Source organism: Aquabacterium sp., from assembly GCF_036279655.1.
In the GTDB taxonomy this organism is placed as follows: Bacteria; Pseudomonadota; Gammaproteobacteria; order Burkholderiales; family Burkholderiaceae_C; genus Aquabacterium.
In genome coordinates, this window is sequence record NZ_DASUIT010000028.1 from 1 (window position 1) to 15,970 (window position 15,970).

19 protein-coding genes and 1 pseudogene are annotated in these 15,970 nt (G+C 65.5%); 12 read left to right on the top strand and 8 right to left on the bottom strand.

Annotation, left to right across the window (positions count from 1 at the left end; genetic code table 11):
• Positions 1 to 769, bottom strand: a pseudogene (locus tag VFW84_RS03070) (peptide ABC transporter substrate-binding protein); the annotation flags it as partial.
• A gap of 16 nt (positions 770 to 785) precedes the next feature.
• Positions 786 to 1,721, bottom strand: coding sequence for an LD-carboxypeptidase (locus VFW84_RS03075; protein WP_329678964.1), 936 nt, complete (start codon positions 1,719 to 1,721; stop codon positions 786 to 788).
• Between the two features lie 227 nt (positions 1,722 to 1,948).
• Between VFW84_RS03075 and VFW84_RS03080 the strand changes: the two genes are divergently transcribed.
• The gene (locus VFW84_RS03080) at positions 1,949 to 2,725 is read left to right on the top strand and encodes a DUF1571 domain-containing protein (RefSeq protein ID WP_329678965.1); all 777 of its coding nucleotides are present in this window, start codon (positions 1,949 to 1,951) and stop codon (positions 2,723 to 2,725) included.
• An 8-nt stretch (positions 2,726 to 2,733) separates the two neighbouring features.
• Here VFW84_RS03080 and VFW84_RS03085 read toward each other — a convergent pair whose 3' ends face one another.
• Positions 2,734 to 3,153 carry a hypothetical protein gene (locus tag VFW84_RS03085; RefSeq protein WP_329678966.1) on the bottom strand — a complete coding sequence of 140 codons (420 nt, stop codon included), beginning with the start codon at positions 3,151 to 3,153 and terminating at the stop codon, positions 2,734 to 2,736.
• 304 nt (positions 3,154 to 3,457) lie between these two features.
• Here VFW84_RS03085 and VFW84_RS03090 point away from each other — a divergent pair, with 304 nt between their 5' ends.
• Together VFW84_RS03090 and VFW84_RS03095 are read left to right on the top strand one after the other, a co-directional pair.
• A complete protein-coding gene (locus VFW84_RS03090; RefSeq protein ID WP_329678967.1) occupies positions 3,458 to 3,895 on the top strand; it encodes a YeeE/YedE family protein in 438 nt (145 codons plus the stop codon).
• 10 nt (positions 3,896 to 3,905) lie between these two features.
• Complete coding sequence (locus tag VFW84_RS03095) at positions 3,906 to 4,319, top strand: YeeE/YedE family protein (protein ID WP_329678968.1); 414 nt, start codon at positions 3,906 to 3,908, stop codon at positions 4,317 to 4,319.
• Between the two features lie 9 nt (positions 4,320 to 4,328).
• Here the strand turns inward: VFW84_RS03095 and VFW84_RS03100 are convergent, their stop codons facing one another.
• A complete protein-coding gene (locus tag VFW84_RS03100; RefSeq protein ID WP_329678969.1) occupies positions 4,329 to 4,970 on the bottom strand; it encodes a Clp protease ClpP in 642 nt (213 codons plus the stop codon).
• 116 nt (positions 4,971 to 5,086) lie between these two features.
• On the opposite strand from VFW84_RS03100, the gene VFW84_RS03105 reads away from it, so the two are divergent.
• The 7 genes from VFW84_RS03105 (at position 5,087) to VFW84_RS03135 (ending at position 11,638) form a co-directional block, all read left to right on the top strand.
• On the top strand, positions 5,087 to 5,947 hold the full coding sequence (locus VFW84_RS03105) for a polysaccharide deacetylase family protein (RefSeq protein WP_329678970.1): 861 nt from the start codon (positions 5,087 to 5,089) through the stop codon (positions 5,945 to 5,947).
• Positions 5,944 to 7,242: a putative glycoside hydrolase gene (locus VFW84_RS03110; RefSeq protein WP_329678971.1), complete on the top strand. Its 1,299-nt coding sequence runs from the start codon at positions 5,944 to 5,946 to the stop codon at positions 7,240 to 7,242. The genes VFW84_RS03105 and VFW84_RS03110 overlap by 4 nt, the downstream gene beginning before the upstream one ends.
• 38 nt (positions 7,243 to 7,280) lie before the next feature.
• On the top strand, positions 7,281 to 9,608 hold the full coding sequence (locus VFW84_RS03115; RefSeq protein WP_329678972.1) for an exo-beta-N-acetylmuramidase NamZ domain-containing protein: 2,328 nt from the start codon (positions 7,281 to 7,283) through the stop codon (positions 9,606 to 9,608).
• Positions 9,609 to 9,778: 170 nt separating this feature from the next.
• Complete coding sequence (locus VFW84_RS03120; protein ID WP_329678973.1) at positions 9,779 to 10,039, top strand: hypothetical protein; 261 nt, start codon at positions 9,779 to 9,781, stop codon at positions 10,037 to 10,039.
• Complete coding sequence (locus VFW84_RS03125) at positions 10,036 to 10,314, top strand: hypothetical protein (RefSeq protein WP_329678974.1); 279 nt, start codon at positions 10,036 to 10,038, stop codon at positions 10,312 to 10,314. Before VFW84_RS03120 ends, VFW84_RS03125 begins: the two co-directional genes overlap by 4 nt.
• Before the next feature lie 122 nt (positions 10,315 to 10,436).
• Positions 10,437 to 11,117 carry a helix-turn-helix transcriptional regulator gene (locus VFW84_RS03130; RefSeq protein ID WP_329678975.1) on the top strand — a complete coding sequence of 227 codons (681 nt, stop codon included), beginning with the start codon at positions 10,437 to 10,439 and terminating at the stop codon, positions 11,115 to 11,117.
• A complete protein-coding gene (locus VFW84_RS03135) occupies positions 11,114 to 11,638 on the top strand; it encodes a DUF6036 family nucleotidyltransferase (RefSeq protein ID WP_329678976.1) in 525 nt (174 codons plus the stop codon). The genes VFW84_RS03130 and VFW84_RS03135 overlap by 4 nt, the downstream gene beginning before the upstream one ends.
• Positions 11,639 to 11,645: 7 nt before the next feature.
• Here VFW84_RS03135 and VFW84_RS03140 read toward each other — a convergent pair whose 3' ends face one another.
• Positions 11,646 to 12,386 carry a hypothetical protein gene (locus tag VFW84_RS03140; RefSeq protein ID WP_329678977.1) on the bottom strand — a complete coding sequence of 247 codons (741 nt, stop codon included), beginning with the start codon at positions 12,384 to 12,386 and terminating at the stop codon, positions 11,646 to 11,648.
• 147 nt (positions 12,387 to 12,533) lie between these two features.
• Between VFW84_RS03140 and VFW84_RS03145 the strand changes: the two genes are divergently transcribed.
• Entirely contained in the window at positions 12,534 to 13,280 is a 747-nt protein-coding gene (locus VFW84_RS03145) for a 2-keto-4-pentenoate hydratase (RefSeq protein ID WP_329678978.1), read from the top strand.
• On the opposite strand, the gene VFW84_RS03150 is transcribed toward VFW84_RS03145, so the two are convergent.
• Complete coding sequence (locus VFW84_RS03150) at positions 13,277 to 13,777, bottom strand: flavodoxin family protein (protein ID WP_329678979.1); 501 nt, start codon at positions 13,775 to 13,777, stop codon at positions 13,277 to 13,279. The two genes, VFW84_RS03145 and VFW84_RS03150, sit on opposite strands and share 4 nt — an antisense overlap.
• 86 nt (positions 13,778 to 13,863) lie before the next feature.
• On the opposite strand from VFW84_RS03150, the gene VFW84_RS03155 reads away from it, so the two are divergent.
• Positions 13,864 to 14,199: a cupin domain-containing protein gene (locus tag VFW84_RS03155; protein ID WP_329678980.1), complete on the top strand. Its 336-nt coding sequence runs from the start codon at positions 13,864 to 13,866 to the stop codon at positions 14,197 to 14,199.
• A 28-nt stretch (positions 14,200 to 14,227) separates the two neighbouring features.
• Here VFW84_RS03155 and VFW84_RS03160 read toward each other — a convergent pair whose 3' ends face one another.
• Together VFW84_RS03160 and VFW84_RS03165 are read right to left on the bottom strand one after the other, a co-directional pair.
• Positions 14,228 to 14,989, bottom strand: a complete 762-nt coding sequence (locus VFW84_RS03160) for an ABC transporter permease (RefSeq protein WP_329678981.1) — start codon at positions 14,987 to 14,989, stop codon at positions 14,228 to 14,230.
• Positions 14,986 to 15,912, bottom strand: a complete 927-nt coding sequence (locus VFW84_RS03165; RefSeq protein WP_329678982.1) for an ABC transporter ATP-binding protein — start codon at positions 15,910 to 15,912, stop codon at positions 14,986 to 14,988. The genes VFW84_RS03160 and VFW84_RS03165 overlap by 4 nt, the downstream gene beginning before the upstream one ends.
• Positions 15,913 to 15,970: the final 58 nt, after the last annotated feature.

Sequence of the window (15,970 nt, forward strand, 5' to 3'; positions counted from 1 at the left end):
GGTACTTGCCTTTGATGCGGATGCGCAGGGTGTGCTTGTCCAGCGCCTGGGCGCCCGCCAGCGGCCAGCGGCGGAAGTCCAGGAAGGGCTTGTCGCGACTGGTGGGGCTCAGGCCCGCGCGCAGCTTCTTGTCTTCTTCACGGATGAGCTTGCCGTAATCGGCCAGGCCCACCACGTACTCGCCAAACACACCGAACACGGGTGCGGCCGTGCGGGTGGTGGCATGGCGCTTGAGGGCGTAGACGTAATCATCGGCCGTGAGCTCACGCGTGCCGGTGTGTTCGAACTCCCAGGGGGAGCGTTTATCGCCCACCTGCTCGCGCGTGAGGCCGTGATACAGATAGCGCCCCTGGGCGTCCTTGGCAAAGGCCGGGTGCGGCGCAAACAGGATGCCGGGCTTGATGCGGATGTCGTAGATGCTCTCGGCGATCTGGTCGGCCGGGGCCGATTCGCTCAGGGTCTGGCCATCCTTGCCCACATAGCGCGGCGCGACCACGGACACCGCCGCCTTGGGCACCAGGGTGTAGGGCCGCTTGAGGTAGTGGTAGCCGAACAGCGGCTCGTAGATCTGGTAGGTGTAGGGCGTCTCGTTGCTGCTGTAGGACGAGGTCGGGTCCAGGTAACGAGGCGAGCGCTCGTTGAAGGCCGTGTACAGGGTGTTGGACTCGGCGGCACCGTCCGGGTAGGGACTGTTGTTGCAGCCGGCCAGCAGGAACAGCGCCAGCGTGGCCAGCAGGAGGGAGACAAACTCGATCGGGTGGCGATGCATGGCGCTTATTGTGCGGTCACCACATCAGGAAAACGTCGCGTCCTTGCACCACCACGGTCACTTTGCGGCCCACCGGCAGGCACAGCTTGGTGGGCACGTGGCCATAGGGCAGGCCGGTCAGGATGGGGGTGGCGGTCAGACTGCGCAGGTGGGCAATGGCGGTCTTGAGGGTGTAGCCCCGGTCCAGTGGCGATTTGCGGTAGCCCGTGAAGGCCCCCAGCACGATGGCCTTTTGCTGATCGAGGATGCCGGCCTGATGCAACTGGATCAGGGTGCGCTCGATGCGGTAGGGGTGCTCGTTGACGTCTTCCAGAAAGAGCACGCCGTTCTTGATCTTGGGGAAATGCGGCGTGCCCAACAAGGCCTGCAGCACCGACAGATTACCGCCCCACAGGCGCCCGGAGGTCTCCAGCCCGTCAAAGCCCGCCTCGGTGCGAAATCCGATGGCTTCGAGCTCGCCAGTCATGGCCTCGACAAAGCCCTCCTGGGTGACGTCGTCGCCACCATCAGGGATGTCGTCACGGCCAAAATCATCACAGGCCATGGGGCCGGCCCAGAAACCCGCCGTTGTGCCCTCTTCCACCTTCTGGGGCCCGGCAGCGTTGTGCGCCAAGGCCGCCAGTTGCAGCGCCGTGACATCGCTGTAGCCCACCCAGGCGGTGCCCCGCTCGACGCTGCGCGCGATCAGGGACCAATCGATGCGATCCAGCAGGCGGCTCAGGCCATAACCGCCGCGCGTGGCCAGGGCCACATCGGGCGCTGCCTCGGCCACGCGGTGGATGGCGGCCAGGCGGGTGTCGTCGTCACCGGCAAAACGCTGGTGCTTGAGCAGGGCCGACGCATCGACCTGGGCCTCAAAGCCCAGCGCCTTGAGGCGCTTGACCGCGCGGCGCACAGGCGCGGCGGTCGTCACGATCCCGGCGGGACCAAACACGATCAGGGAACCAGACACATCAACCTCACTCGCTGCTGCACAACAGTGGCAGTGCCGCAAGTCTACGGGTTCTGTGGCGGCCCTTAGATCAGAACGTTCCTCGTCAACGTGTCTGGGGGGATTTGACGACACATGAGGTGAGGCGACCGCACTGGCTTCTCACAATAGTCACCATGATCTCTCACACATTCCAGGCGTCTCGCCGACTCTGCGCCGCACTGCTTCTGGCCTTGCCGCTGGTTTGGATGGCACCTGCCCACGCCGCCACGGCCGAGTCCGATGCCGAGGCCTGGGTGGCCCGGATCAAATCAGGGGGCCTGCTGAGCTTGTCGGATGAGGCGCTGATCGCTGCCTTCAGCCAGCTCCACCCCCAGGCCATCCCTGCCTATCTGCAACTGGGCGTTCAACCCTTCAACGAGTACGAGATGTGGATGCGCCGCGAAGAGCGCCTGGCCGACGGCTGGACCCGCAAGCCTTTTCTCAACCACATCAAGTACCGCCACCAGCCGCGTCAGATCTACGTCAAGTGGCTCAAGGACAGCCCCAAGGCCGGTCAGGAGATCATCTACGACGAAACCCGCCGCAAAGACGCCATGCTGGGTCACGCGGGCGGCCTGTTCAACATCACTTCGGTCTGGACCGCGCTGGATGGCGCCCTGGCGCGCGGCAACTCCAACCATTCGATCCGTGATCTGGGCGTGCAGTTCATCGTGGACACCATCGTCCGCGAGAACAGCCAGCGCGCGGCGGCAGGCCTGCCCACGGCACCGGCACGCATCGAGGTCGCCAATTTCCAGGGCGAGCGTTGCGTGGCACTGACCTGGATGGCGGCACCAGGCCTGGGCAAAGGCTACGCCCACCGCGTGAAGGTGCTGGTGGACCTGCGCCAACCCCTGGTCCGCCAGATCGAGGCCTGGGATGCGGCCGGCGAGATGCTCGAGCGCATCGCGCTGGAGCGGATCGTGCCGGCGCGTTTCGATGAAGACACCTTCAACCCCAAGAACCCAGCCTACGACTTCTAGGCGCAGTGCTACAGGCTGCTGCGCTGCACCTTGGCCAGGGTCTTGACCTGGAAGCTGCCATCCTTGTCGAACAGCCAGGTCTCGTAGATGCCGTTGCGCTGGAGCTCGTCGCGCAGCTCGGCGGGCACGGTGTTCAGGCGCGCGCGCTCCACGGTTTCCAGGGCCCGGCGCAGCATTTCGGGCTGCTGATCGTTCGTGCGGGCCACGTCGATCTGCCAGCGGCTGTCCTCGCCCAGCTTGATGTTGAGCACCACCACAGCACGCAGCAGAGGCTGGGGTTGACGGTCATGAATGAGGTGGGGTGAGCCTGCGTAGACCGCCTGGGCGAACTCGCGTCGGAACTCGTCCAGGCTGGCCGAACGGGCGGCCGACGTCAGGGTTAGCAGAACACCTGCCACGCAGGTGAAACAAACTGTGCGAGCGTTCATGAGAGCCTCCAGACAGGGTGGACCGTCCTGTCCAGCTATCCACAAAAACGGGTGGCGTGGCACAGGCCGATCCACACGCCGCGTGTCAAAGCGCACGCTGGGAGCGGATATATCGAGGGCCTCACGGAGGTGCTGCGCTGCACAAGAGCGGAATCGCTCCGCCGCACAGGCTGGTGCCCAGACCCTGGATCTCGGCGGCTTGTCACAGTTGCTTGCAAAGGACAACCCGCCGTCGACAATCCCGGATCCACCCGACAATCACGCCCGCGGCGCTGGCCGCCTGATCTTGTTTCCGGAGTTGTACATGAGCGAGTTCACCCCCGTCACCGCACTGGTGGGCGGGACCTTGATTGGCCTGGCTGCCGTCGTGCTGCTGGGTGGCATCGGCCGCCTGGCTGGCATCAGCAACATCACCCATGCCCTGCTGGACCGCCAGCGCACCCGCCAGGCTGACGAATGGGTCTGGCGCGTGGTCTTCCTGATCGGCATGATCGGCTCGACCACGGCCTACTTCGCCCTCACCGGGCAGACGGCCAACCCGCGCCAGCTCGATTCACCCCTGTGGATGATCATCGGTGGCCTGCTGGTGGGCTATGGCACCTCCATGGGCAATGGCTGTACCAGCGGGCACGGCGTGTGCGGCCTGGGTCGCCTGTCCTGGCGTTCGCTGGCCGCCACGTTGGTCTTCATGGCCACGGGTGCCGCCACCGTCTTCGTGGTGCGCCACGTCGTGCAACTCTGAAGGCGCCGCCATGACACGTTTGCTGATCAGTCTGATCGCCGGTGCCCTGTTCGGCCTGGGCCTGGCCGTGGCCCAGATGACCAACCCGCTCAAGGTGCTGAGCTTCCTGGATGTGGCGGGCGACTGGGATCCCAGCCTGGCCTTCGTGATGGGCGCCGCAGTGAGCATCACCCTGGTGGCCTTTCGGTGGCTGCTCCGACGCCCCGCCCCTTGGTGCGGCGACCGCTTCCACCTGCCCACCCTGGTCCACCTGGATCGCCGCCTGCTGATGGGCGCCACCCTGTTCGGCATCGGCTGGGGCCTGACGGGCTACTGCCCGGGACCGGCCTTGGCCACCGTGCTGTCGGGCAACCAGGAGGCCTGGCTCTTTGTGCCGGCCATGCTGGTCGGCGGTGTCCTGCACCGCTGGACCGACAAACGCTGAGCCTGTGGCTCAGGCCTTGGGCTTCGGCTTGGCCTTGGGCTTCTTGCGCGCCGGGGTGCGAGACAGGCTCCCGGCCCGCTTGTGCATCAGGCGATGGCGGATCTCGTCGGAGTCCATCCACACATCCGCACCCTTGAGGATCTTGTCAATCTCGGCCTCGGACAGGAAGGGCGTGCACAGCCGGCTCATGACCTTTTCAAACCAGGCGCTCACGGCCACCACTTGGGCCTGATGCTCGTTGCCCTTGCCCGAGAAGATGCCCGAGTAGACGTGGAACATGAGTTGGCAGTTGTCGTGCACGATCAGCTCGTCGCCCGCCAGAAAGATCAGCGCCGCCATCGAATAGGCCCGCGCCTCCAGGATGGTCACCACCCGGGCGCTGGACGCCATGATGTTGTTGACAATCTGCAAGCCGGTGTTGAAGTCACCACCCGGCGAGTTCAGATGCAGGTAGACCAGGTCGGTTTCAGACGCCGTGCGCAGCGTGTAGAACAGCTCGGTGTAGTACTGCGGCTCCTGGATCTCGCCGCACAGGTAGTAGGCCACCTGGCGCACCGGCAACTGCTGCTCGTAGCGGACCAGCCCCCGGAAAGGGACGATCTCCGTGATCTGCTCTTCGTCGGGCTCGCGACCCGCAACGGAACGCTGCATAAGCTCTCCTGGTCAGTCTGACTCCGATGATGCCACGGCGCCTGCCATGCGCTCGCACAGACGCAAGAGCGCAACAAGGCCTCCCGAGTACGGACAGATCCCCCAGAATCAAGGTCATGCCCTCCGCACCCGCCCCACTGCGCGACCTCGCTGCCCCTCCCGGTCTGTGGACACGTCGCGCCTGGCTGGGTGGGGCGCTGGCAGTGGCGTCGGGGGGTGCGCTGGCGCAGCCTGTAAAGCCCGCATCGGTGTCCGCGTCCACTGCCACCCGGGTCCCCGTGCTGGCCTACCACCGCTTCGGCCCCACGGTGGCCGACAGCATGACCGTGCGCACCCGCACCTTGGCCGAGCACCTGCACGTCATCCAGGATCTGGGCTGTACCGTCATCCCGCTGGCGGACCTGGTGGCCTGGCGCCTGGGGCAGTTGCCCAGCCTGCCGCCCCGGCCCGTGGTGGTGACCGTGGACGACGGACATCGTTCTGTGATCGAGGCCATGGCCCCCATGCTGCGCGACCCGCGCTGGCCCGTCACCCTGTTCATCTACCCTTCGGCCATCTCCAACGCGCGCTATGCCATGCGCTGGGAGGATCTGCGCGAGTTGCAGGACACCGGCCACTGCACCATCGAATCCCACACCTACTGGCACCCCCACCTGGTGCGGGAGCGGCGCCAGCGCACGCCGGAGGACTTTGACCGCTTCGCTCGCCACCAGCTCTCCCGCGCCAAGACCGTGCTGCAAGAGCGCATGGGCCGGCCTGTGACCCACCTGGCCTGGCCCTTCGGCATGAGCGATGCCGGGCTGCAGGCCCTGGCCGCGCAAACCGGCCACGCCGCTGCCTTCGGCCTGGGCAACCGACCGGCATCACTCACTGACCCTGTGTTCGATCTGCCCCGATACCTGATGGTCGATGCCCTGGGCGGACGACAGATGGCTCGCTTGCTCCAGCAAGCCCATTCCGAGGAGACCCGATCATGACCCCCGCCTGGATGCGCCGCTTGGCCGCGCTCTGGCTGCTGTGCACCGCCTGCCTGTGCTGGGCCGAAGACATTGTCATCACCGGCACGGTACTGGATGACCGCACTCAGCAAGGCATCGCACTGGCCCATGTGACGCACGCCGACACGGTGCGCCGTGCCGATGACGAAGGCCGCTTCAGCGTGACCATCCCTGATGGCACGCCGCTGCCCTATGTGGTCTCGCTGCGCGCACCAGGCTACCAGCGCCAGCGCATCAGCCTGAGCACCCGACCCGTGCACCCATTGAGCATCCCCCTCAAGGCCATCCAGCCCAAGGCCCTGTACTTGTCGGCCTATGGCATCGGCAGCGGCCAGTTGCGCGGTGATGCCCTGCGCCTGATCGAGCAGACCGAGCTCAATGCCCTGGTCATTGACGTCAAGGGCGATGCCGGCGTCACGCCCTACCGCAGCGCCGTGCTGCAGGCCGCCGGCATCCCGCAGACCATGGTGACCGTGGCCGACATGCCCGCCATGATCCGCGAGTTGCGCGCACGCGGCCTGTACCTGATCGCCCGTGTCGTCGTCTTCAAGGACCAGCGTCTGGCCACACTCAATCCGGACTGGGCCGTGCGCAAGACCAACGGGGCCGCCTGGGTGGACGGCGAAGGACTGTCCTGGATCGACCCCTCCAACCCTCAGACCTGGACGCTGGCCCTGGCCATGGCCCAGGAGGCGGCCGAGCTGGGTTTTGACGAGATCCAGTTCGACTACGTGCGCTTTCCCGATGCCACGGGGCTGCGCTTCTCGCAACCCAACACGGCCAGCATGCGCACCCACGCCATCGCCGGCTTCCTGGATGCGGCGCGTCAGCGTCTGGCGCCCTACAACGTCTTCGTGTCGGCCGACATCTTTGGCTATGTCTGCTGGAACACCAACGACACCAGCATCGGCCAGCAACTGGAAATGCTGAGCGACCGCATCGACTACCTGTCGCCCATGCTCTACCCCTCGGGCTTCACCTGGGGCATCCCGGGCTACCCGCGCGCCACCGAATCGGCCTTCGAGATCGTGGATCTGTCGCTGCGCCACGCCCTGCAGCGCTCGGGGATGGATGGGGTGCGCTTTCGGCCCTGGTTGCAGGCGTTTCGGGACTATGCCTTTGACCACCGCGTGTTCGGCGCTGACGAGATCCGCACCCAGATCAACGCCGCCGAGAAGAACAGCAGCAACGGCTGGATGCTGTGGAACGCCCGCAACCGCTACGGCCCCGAAGGCTTGAAACCCCGCCACGCGGCACCACCTGCCAAGCCATGATGCCAAGGTGCGCGCACGGGTGGGTCTGGACACTGCTGATGCTGGTGAGCCTGGCCTTGCGGGCGCAGCCGGTGGCACCTGATCCTGCCACGCTGGATTGGTCGCCCCTGGATGCGGCCGTGCGTGCGCAGATCGAGGCCGAGGCCCTGCCAGGCGCGGTGATCGTGATGGGTGATGCACAGCACATCTGGCTGCGCCGCGCCTATGGGCAGCGCGCCCGCACCCCCGTGCCCGAGGCCATGACGCCGGACACCCTCTTCGACCTGGCCTCGCTGACCAAGGTGGTGGCCACCACCACCGCCGTGATGCAATTGGTGGAGCGTGGGCGCCTGGAACTGGACGCCCCGGTGGCCCGCTACTGGCCTGCCTTTGGCGCCCAGGGCAAGGGCCAGATCACGGTGGCCCATCTGCTGGCGCACACCTCGGGCCTGCGTGCCTCGCTGGAATCGAGCCGTCCCTGGTCGGGTACGCGGGCCGGCCTGGCCCTGGTGGCCAGCGAGCGCCCGCGCACGCCGCCGGGCAGCCGAATGGTCTACAGCGACATCAACTTCATCGTGCTGGGCGAGCTGGTACAGCGCGTCTCCGGGCAGGCCCTGCCGGCCTATGCGGCCCGGCACATCTTTGGCCCGCTGGGCATGCGCGATACCCGCTTCCTGCCCCCGGCATCATGGCGGCCACGCATCGCGCCCACCGAGCCCTTCGGCGGCACCCAACCGCTGCGCGGCGAGGTGCACGACCCCAGCGCACGCCGGCTGGGCGGCTGGGCGGGCCATGCCGGCCTGTTTGGCACCGCCGATGACCTGGCGCGTTATGCCCAATCGCTGCTGGGCGGCCAGGGCGTGAAGCCGGTGCTGCGGCCCAGCACGGTGCGCGAGCTGATGCAGCCCCACTCCCCCCTGGATCAGGCGCCCTGGCGCGGCCTGGGCTGGCAACTGGAGGCCCCCCTCACGCCGGATCGCGATGCCCTGCCCGGCGTGGGCCTCATCGGCCACACGGGCTACACCGGCACCGGCCTGTGGATCGATCTGGTTCAAAAGCGCTTTGTGGTGATCCTGAGCCACCGCGTGCACCCGGACGGTCGGGGCAACGCCCAGCCCTTGCGGCGCCAGGTGCTGGCCCTGCTGTCCAGCATCGCCCCGCCACTGAGCCGGGCCCGGCTCGATGCCGTCGATCCGCGCTGGGCCAGCCTGCAGCGCCCGCCCGTGCGGCCCGAGGATGCGCCCCTGGTCAGCACCGGCATCGATGTCTTGCGCGATCAGAACTACGCCGCACTGCAGGGCCAGCGTGTGGGCCTGATCACCAACCTCACGGCCGTGGATGGACGCGGCTGGCGCACGCTCGACCGCCTGCGCCACGCCCCGGGCGTGCACTTGATCAAGGTGTTTTCACCCGAGCATGGCCTGTTTCGGGAGCTCGAAGGCCGCATCCCCTCGGGCACAGAGCCATTGTCGGGCCTGCCCCTGCTGAGCCTGTATGGCCAGGTGCGTCAGCCCACACCGGAGATGCTGCGGGGGCTGGATGTGCTCGTCTTCGACATCCAGGATGCGGGGGCGCGCTATTTCACCTACATCTCGACCCTGGGGCTGGCCATGGAAGCCGCGGCCAAGGCAGGCCTAAGCTTTGTGGTACTGGACCGCCCCAACCCCGTGGGCGCCGATCAGGTCAAGGGGCCGGTGCTGGACGCCGACCGGCTGTCCTTCACGGGCTACACGCGCCTGCCCGTGCAGCACGGCATGACGGTGGGCGAACTGGCGGGCTTGTTCAAGGACGAACTGCGCACCCGCCAGCCACTGGACGTGCAACTCACCGTGGTGCCCATGCGAGGCTACCAGCGCGCGATGCGCTTTGACCAGACCCGGCTGGACTGGATCCCGCCATCACCCAATCTGCGTACTTTGAGCGCCGCCCTGCTCTACCCCGGCACGGCCTGGGTGGAGGGCAGCAATGTGAGCGTGGGCCGGGGCACGCCGCGCCCCTTTGCCTGGATCGGTGCGCCCTGGATCGATGGGCCCCGGCTGGCCGAGATGCTGAACCGTCGCGCCCTGCCGGGTGTGAGCATCACCCCGGTGAGCTTCACCCCCGATGCGGCCACCTACCAGGGGCAGGTGTGTCAGGGGGTGGAGATCCGGATCACGCAGAGGGATGTGCTGGATGCGCCGGCCCTGGGGCTGGCGCTGGTGCAGGCGCTGCAGCAGTTGTGGCCGGAGACCTTCAAGCTGGAGCGGACGCGGGACATGATCGGATCAGCGCAGACGCTGCAGGCTATCCGGGATGGGCGGTCGGCTCAGGAGATCGAGGCGGGGTGGCAAAAGGTGTTGCAGGAGTTTGAAGGACAGCGGCGGGGGTATTTGTTGTATGGGAGGTAAGGGGGAGGATAAAAAGTGAAGCGCCGCCAAGTAGCCAAAATGGGCGCGTCGGTGAATCGGGACTTCTTCGTGGTAGAACTCTCCGTCGTCAACCGCTCCTCGTCAGCGCGCTGGTTTTTCGGGGGAATGACCACCACCATCGCCCCCACCAAAGAGTGCCAACCGCCGCCATGGCCGTCATCGTCTTCCTGCTTGTGGCCCTTGCCTCTGCCCTCGTGTGGCACCGGCAATGTGCCCGCCGCACGCTCGCAGTGGTCGGTGCCACCGTCACGACGGTGCTGGCCTTTCAGGCCCTGGCCTACCTGCACCTCGGCCATGTCGATCCCTTCTTCGTGATCGCCATGGCCGTATCGTCGGTGCCTGCGGCGCTGATCTCTTTGGCTGTCGGGCTGCTCATGCGCAAGCCCGGTGCCGCACACTCAGACCCATGAGCCCATCCACCCCGCCCACCGTCATCTGCGACCAACATGGCCCTGCGGTGGCCGCTGTGGTCTGCCAGCACTTGGTTGGCGCCCATGGCAAGCCTCTGGGCTTTGTCGAAAACAGCGCTGACCCTGACGATCTGCAAGGCTGGTGCGCCGCCTGTGAAGACGCCTTTGTGGCCGAAGGCGGCTTGACCGCGTCGTTTCGCCTGTTCAACGATTTCAAGGTCGTGTGCGCGAACTGTTATGCCGGGATCAAGGCAAGGCACAGCGTCGACGGCTGAGCCGGACAGTCAAACGCGGACTCCTATGGCTGGTGTGCTGATCAAAGTGACGAGCATCATCACGTGATGAATTGTTCACTTTGTTGGACATTTTAAAATAATTTGTCTAACATAATGAACAAATGAACACCACCAACAGCACCATTGTCCTTGAGCGGCAACTGCTCTTGCAACTCGGCGAGCGGCTCAAACGCCTCCGCAAGGCGAAAGGGCTGTCGGCCGTTGAGATGGCCAAGCGCGTCGGTATCTCACGAACGACGCTGAGCGCTGTCGAGGCCGGTGATCCTGGACCGTCCATCGGCACCTATCTGCGCGTCATGTCGGTATTGGGCGTGAGTGGCGAGTTGGCTTTGTTGGCTGGCGACGCGATGCAGGCCGGCCCCCCGGGCACCGCTGCTGCTCAATCGCGCCGTGCGCGGCCCACGGTTCAAGTTCTGGTGTCAACCAACGACTCTCGTCACCAGGCTCAGGACCTGCAAAGCATGGCTCTGCACGAAGAGGCGGTTCGCCTGGTCCGCTCAGATCCCGCCTTGCTGCAGCAAGCCCAAGCCACACTTGAGCGCTGGCTGGGCTCCGGCCACTCACGCTCCAGTGGCCTGTGGATTGAATGGCAGGACATCCTGCGCCAAGGCCAGTGGCGCAAGATTTTGGGCAGAACCCGCCGTGCACAAGAGCTACGCCAAGCATCCCCTCTGGTCACGGTGCTGCCAGAAGAGACCCGCCAGCGCGTGCTGAGCGAGATCAGCGGCCTCAAGAAGGGCCTCGTGCTGGGGGATGCCGAACCGTCGGAAACATCATCATGAACCGCGAAGATCTTGAGCACATCATCCGCGCCAGTGGTGATGTGACAGACCAATACGAATTCATCATCATCGGAAGCCAGTCCATCCTGGGCCCAGTCCCCAATCCTGAGGACATTTTCAAGATGTCGGCCGAGGCAGACATCTACCCGCTCCAGTCCCCTGAGTTGGCAGAAAAGATCGATGGAGCCATCGGGGAAGGCTCACAATTTCATGAGTCCTATGGCTACTACGCGCAGGGTGTCGGCCCAGAGACGGCCACCCTTCCATCAGGCTGGATGCACCGCGTACAGAACGCCAACACAAACGATCGAGTTGGCTACTGTCTGGACGTGCTGGACCTCTTCATGTCAAAGGTTGCAGCAGGTCGAGACAAGGACCGTGACTTCTGCATGGCATTGATCCAGCACGAGTACGTTGAACCCAAACAGGCTTTGGCTCTCGTGTCCCAGATGCCGCTGGACGATGCCGAAAAACGGCGGCTGACCGCACGTATTCGCCGTTGGGCATCGATCAGCCTGTGAGCACCCCTCAAGGCGCCGGAATGAGCGTCGTGGTGTTGACGTAATTGCCCTGCCCGCCAAACGCCAGGCCCCAGACCTTGGTCTTGCCAAACAACTTGGCCAGCACGCTGCCTTCCGCAAAGGTGGCCGAACCGATCGCGAAGCCACCTTCCACCGACGAATCAATGACGTTCACCGTGTGCACGGTGCCAGCGGGCGTCTCGACATACTGGTCTGTCACCTTCTTACCGACATTGATCTTGAGGGTGATGTCGTCGCCGCTCAGGCTGTAGCCGCCGTCATAGGCGATCTGTGCGCGCATCTTGCGGATCAGCCCGGTGGTGGGAGGCTCAAACTGGATGTCGACCACGCCGCCGGGGTAGCCCGCAGCCACCTTGGAGGCCGACTGCAGTTCATTGTTGTCCAGCAGCCAGAGCATGTAGAGCGTGGGACCATCCAGGGGGAAGGCCTTCTTGCCCGGGGGCGTAGGCAACATGATGGCGGCCTCTGCGATCTTGAAAGCCCCCGTGGATTGCCCGGCCACCGTGCCGCTGTCGCAACTGGCCAGCTCCACCAGGCCATACACGGTCCGGGGCAGCGCGTACTTGGCCGGCACCATCTGGCGGGCGACCTTGGCATCCACCTTGGCCACGATAGCAAAGTTGCGGCAGTTCGTGCCCGTGCTCTCGAACAGCAAGGTGCCCTCCTCTGCGGCCATCGCCCCCAACTGAAACAGGGCCATCGTGGCCAGGACAACAGTGCGCTTCACGTCAAATCTCCTGTGTGCATGGAAAGCCCCCGCGGTGGATGCGGCGGGAAAGTGCAGCGAGTCTAGGGTTGGCGCCATCCGCTCCCATCCCGCAGATACCCTTGGCGTACCATCGTCTCACCGCCACCCGCGCCCACACACGCCCACATGACCCGCCCCGCCCACCTCCAGGACATCGTGCAAGGCCTGGTCAGCGCACGCCAGAGCGGCATCCCCTGGCCGATACCGCCCCAGCAACTGGCGCTCAGCCTGGACGAGGCCTATGTCGTCCAGGCGGGCGTGGCCGAGCGCCTGGGCTGGTTCCCCGATGGACCCCGGGCCTGGAAGGTCGGCGGCACATCCGAGATCACGGCCGCGCCTTTGCCCCAGGTCTTGAGCAGCCCCGCCACCTGGGACGCCGCCCCCCAGGGCGAGGTGCTGGTGGAAGCCGAACTGGCCTTCCGCCTGGCGCGCACGCCGGATCGGGCCGAGGATGTGCTGGCCTGCCTGGGTTCGGTCTGCGTGTCGGTCGAAGTGATCGGCACGCGCCTGGCCCAGGGCCTGGACGCCCCGGCCCATTGGAAACTGGCCGATCAGGGCGTGCACGCGGGCCTGATCATCGGCCCTGAAAGCCATGCCGCTGCTTGCGCGGGCTTCACCCTGGACGACTGGCGCCAGCAAGCTTGCCAGATGAGCGTAAATGGTCAGGTGGTCCGGCAGGTGCGGGGCAGTCACCCGGGTGTCAGCCCGCTCACGACCCTGCCCTGGCTGGTCGACCACGCCGCGCGACATGCTGGGGGGCTGCGCGCGGGTGATCTGATCACCACGGGCGCCTGGACGGTCCTGCCCGCGCACCCGGGTGAGCTTGTCGAAGTGATGTTCGAAGGCCTGGGCGCCGTCAGCGTGCGCTTCTAGAACACCCCCAACGCCAGCCCGGTGGCCATGGCCTCACCCAGGGCGCGGCAACGTTCCAGATCATCGTCCCCGATGTGCTTGGGGGCCAGGATGGCTTCCGTGGTCTGCGCATGCGTGCAGACGATCAGGGGCTCGGCCACGGCCTTGAGACGCCAGCCCGTGGCAATGCGCTCGATCTGTCGGGCGGCGTTGTGCCCATCGCTGCCCGCGCAGATCAGGCTGGCATAGGGGCGGCCGTTGACGTGATCGAGCACGGCGTAGTAGCTGCGGTCAAAAAAGTCCTTGAACTGCCCGCTGATGGCTGCCAGGTTCTCCGGCGTGGCCAGGATCAGGCCATCGGCGGCCAGCACGTCCTCGGGCCCGGCCTGCGCGGCGTGCAGCAGCCTGACCTGGACACTCCCTTCACGGACGGCCCCGGCGTAGGCAGCTTCGACCATCTGGCGCGTGCCGCCGGTCATGGAGTGGTAGACGATCAACAATGATTTGGATGCGCTCATGCGATCAGCATAGAACCAGTTCATGTGCGGGCCACGCCCGTCGGGCGTAAACTGGCCCGATCCCATCTCACGGATAGGAGGTCGTCATGGCACAACCCCGCACACCATCGGGTCAGGTCGTCAGCATCCTGCCTATGGGGCCGCGCCTTCAAGAGGCACGCACCACGGCCTTGCTCAAATCCGAGCAACTGGAAGTGGTCCGTGTCGTTCTGCTGGCCGGGCAGGACATGCGCGAACACCGCAGCCCCGGCGAAGTCACCGTCCACTGCCTGGAAGGGCGCATCGAGTTCAAGACCTCGGAAGGCATGCACCTGATGGGCGCCGGTGACTTCATCCATCTGCGGCGCATGGAGCCCCATGCCCTGCGGGCGGTCGAAGATGCATCGGCCCTGGTCACCATGGCCCTCTTGCCTCACGCCTGACACTACGCAGGGGCCTTGCGTGTAGCCCTCATCGCTTGAGCTTGTAGCCTGTCTTGAAGATCCAGGCCACGATGGCCATCGAGACCAGCAGGAACACCAGGGTCATGCCCAGGCTGACCTCCAGGCCCACATCGCCCTGGCCATGGAAGCACCAGCGAAACCCGCTGATCAGGTAGACCACCGGGTTGAACAGCGCCACCGTCTGCCAGAAGTCCGGCAGCATCTTGATGGAGTAGAAGCTACCCCCCAGGAAGGTCAGGGGTGTGACGATCAGCAGAGGCACCACCTGCAGCTTCTCGAAGCTGTCGGCCCACAGGCCGATGATGAAGCCCACCAGGCTGAAGGTTACCGAGGTCAGCACCAGAAACAGCAACATCCACACCGGGTGGTCGATGCGCAAGGGCACGAACAGCCCGGCCGTGGCCAGGATGATCAGCCCCAGCACGATGGACTTGGTCGCCGCCGCCCCCACATAGGCCACCACGATCTCGAACGACGACACGGGCGCAGACAGCAACTCGTAGATCGTGCCCGTGAACTTGGGAAAGTAGATGCCAAAGGACGCATTGGAGATGCTCTGCGTCAACAGCGACAGCATGATCAGGCCGGGCACGATGAAGGCGCCATAGCTCACGCCTTCCACGTCCTGCATGCGCGAGCCGATGGCCGCCCCGAACACCACAAAGTACAGCGAGGTCGAGATCACCGGCGACACGATGCTCTGCATGAGGGTGCGCAGGGTGCGGGCCATCTCGAAGCGGTAGATGGCGCGGATGGCATGGAGGTTCATGAACCGTCCTTCAGGAGATTGACGAAGATGTCTTCCAGAGAGCTTTGCGTGGTCTGGATGTCGGTGAAGCGGATGCCCGCCTCGTGCAGGGCCTGAAGCAAGGTGGTCACGTCCACGCGCTCGTCCATCGAGTCGTAGGTGTAGGTCAGCTCGTGGCCCTGCTCGGACAGACTCAGGGCGTAGGCCTGCAAGGCAGTCGGGATCTGCGCCAGGGGGGGATCGAGCTGCAGCGTCAGGCGCTTGGTGCCCAGCTTGCGCATGAGCTCGCGCTTGTCCTCCACCAGCAGGATCTCACCCTTGTTGATGACCCCGATGCGGTCGGCCATCTCCTGAGCTTCTTCGATGTAATGGGTGGTCAGGATGATGGTCACCCCCGACTGCTGGAGCTTGCGCACCAGGGCCCACATGTCACGGCGCAGATTGACATCCACACCCGCGGTGGGTTCATCGAGAAAGAGGATGCGGGGCTCGTGCGACAGGGCCTTGGCGATCATCATGCGGCGCTTCATGCCGCCCGACAGGGTGATGATCTTGTTGTCCTTCTTGTCCCACAGTGACAGATCCTTGAGGATCTGCTCGATCAGCGCCGGGTTGGGGGCCTTGCCAAAGAGGCCGCGGCTGAAGCTCACCGTGTTCCACACCGTCTCGAAGGCGTCGGTGGTCAGCTCCTGGGGCACCAGCCCGATGAGCGAGCGCGTGGCACGGTAATCCTTGACCGTGTCAAAACCGCCGACCTGCACCTGGCCTTGCGTGGCATTGACGATGCCGCAGATGATGCTGATCAGCGTGGTCTTGCCCGCGCCATTGGGGCCCAGCAAGGCCAGGATCTCTCCCTGCTGGATGTTCAGGTTGACCTGTTTGAGGGCCTGAAAGCCGGACTCGTAGGTCTTGGACAGGTCGGTGACGGTGATGATGGGTGGCATAGGCAGCACGATACACGCAAGCCGTGACGCCGATCACCCACCCCTCACCATCCCCTCA

Bases quoted from the DNA above. Each gene is read 5' to 3' on its own strand.
- VFW84_RS03080 (WP_329678965.1), top strand. From the start codon at position 1,949: ATGGCACCTGCCCACGCCGCCACGGCCGAGTCCGATGCCGAGGCCTGG.
- VFW84_RS03085 (WP_329678966.1), bottom strand. From the start codon at position 3,153: ATGAACGCTCGCACAGTTTGTTTCACCTGCGTGGCAGGTGTTCTGCTA.
- VFW84_RS03090 (WP_329678967.1), top strand. From the start codon at position 3,458: ATGAGCGAGTTCACCCCCGTCACCGCACTGGTGGGCGGGACCTTGATT.
- VFW84_RS03095 (WP_329678968.1), top strand. From the start codon at position 3,906: ATGACACGTTTGCTGATCAGTCTGATCGCCGGTGCCCTGTTCGGCCTG.
- VFW84_RS03100 (WP_329678969.1), bottom strand. From the start codon at position 4,970: ATGCAGCGTTCCGTTGCGGGTCGCGAGCCCGACGAAGAGCAGATCACG.
- VFW84_RS03105 (WP_329678970.1), top strand. From the start codon at position 5,087: ATGCCCTCCGCACCCGCCCCACTGCGCGACCTCGCTGCCCCTCCCGGT.
- VFW84_RS03110 (WP_329678971.1), top strand. From the start codon at position 5,944: ATGACCCCCGCCTGGATGCGCCGCTTGGCCGCGCTCTGGCTGCTGTGC.
- VFW84_RS03115 (WP_329678972.1), top strand. From the start codon at position 7,281: ATGCTGGTGAGCCTGGCCTTGCGGGCGCAGCCGGTGGCACCTGATCCT.
- VFW84_RS03120 (WP_329678973.1), top strand. From the start codon at position 9,779: ATGGCCGTCATCGTCTTCCTGCTTGTGGCCCTTGCCTCTGCCCTCGTG.
- VFW84_RS03125 (WP_329678974.1), top strand. From the start codon at position 10,036: ATGAGCCCATCCACCCCGCCCACCGTCATCTGCGACCAACATGGCCCT.
- VFW84_RS03130 (WP_329678975.1), top strand. From the start codon at position 10,437: ATGAACACCACCAACAGCACCATTGTCCTTGAGCGGCAACTGCTCTTG.
- VFW84_RS03135 (WP_329678976.1), top strand. From the start codon at position 11,114: ATGAACCGCGAAGATCTTGAGCACATCATCCGCGCCAGTGGTGATGTG.
- VFW84_RS03145 (WP_329678978.1), top strand. From the start codon at position 12,534: ATGACCCGCCCCGCCCACCTCCAGGACATCGTGCAAGGCCTGGTCAGC.
- VFW84_RS03150 (WP_329678979.1), bottom strand. From the start codon at position 13,777: ATGAGCGCATCCAAATCATTGTTGATCGTCTACCACTCCATGACCGGC.
- VFW84_RS03155 (WP_329678980.1), top strand. From the start codon at position 13,864: ATGGCACAACCCCGCACACCATCGGGTCAGGTCGTCAGCATCCTGCCT.
- VFW84_RS03160 (WP_329678981.1), bottom strand. From the start codon at position 14,989: ATGAACCTCCATGCCATCCGCGCCATCTACCGCTTCGAGATGGCCCGC.
- VFW84_RS03165 (WP_329678982.1), bottom strand. From the start codon at position 15,912: ATGCCACCCATCATCACCGTCACCGACCTGTCCAAGACCTACGAGTCC.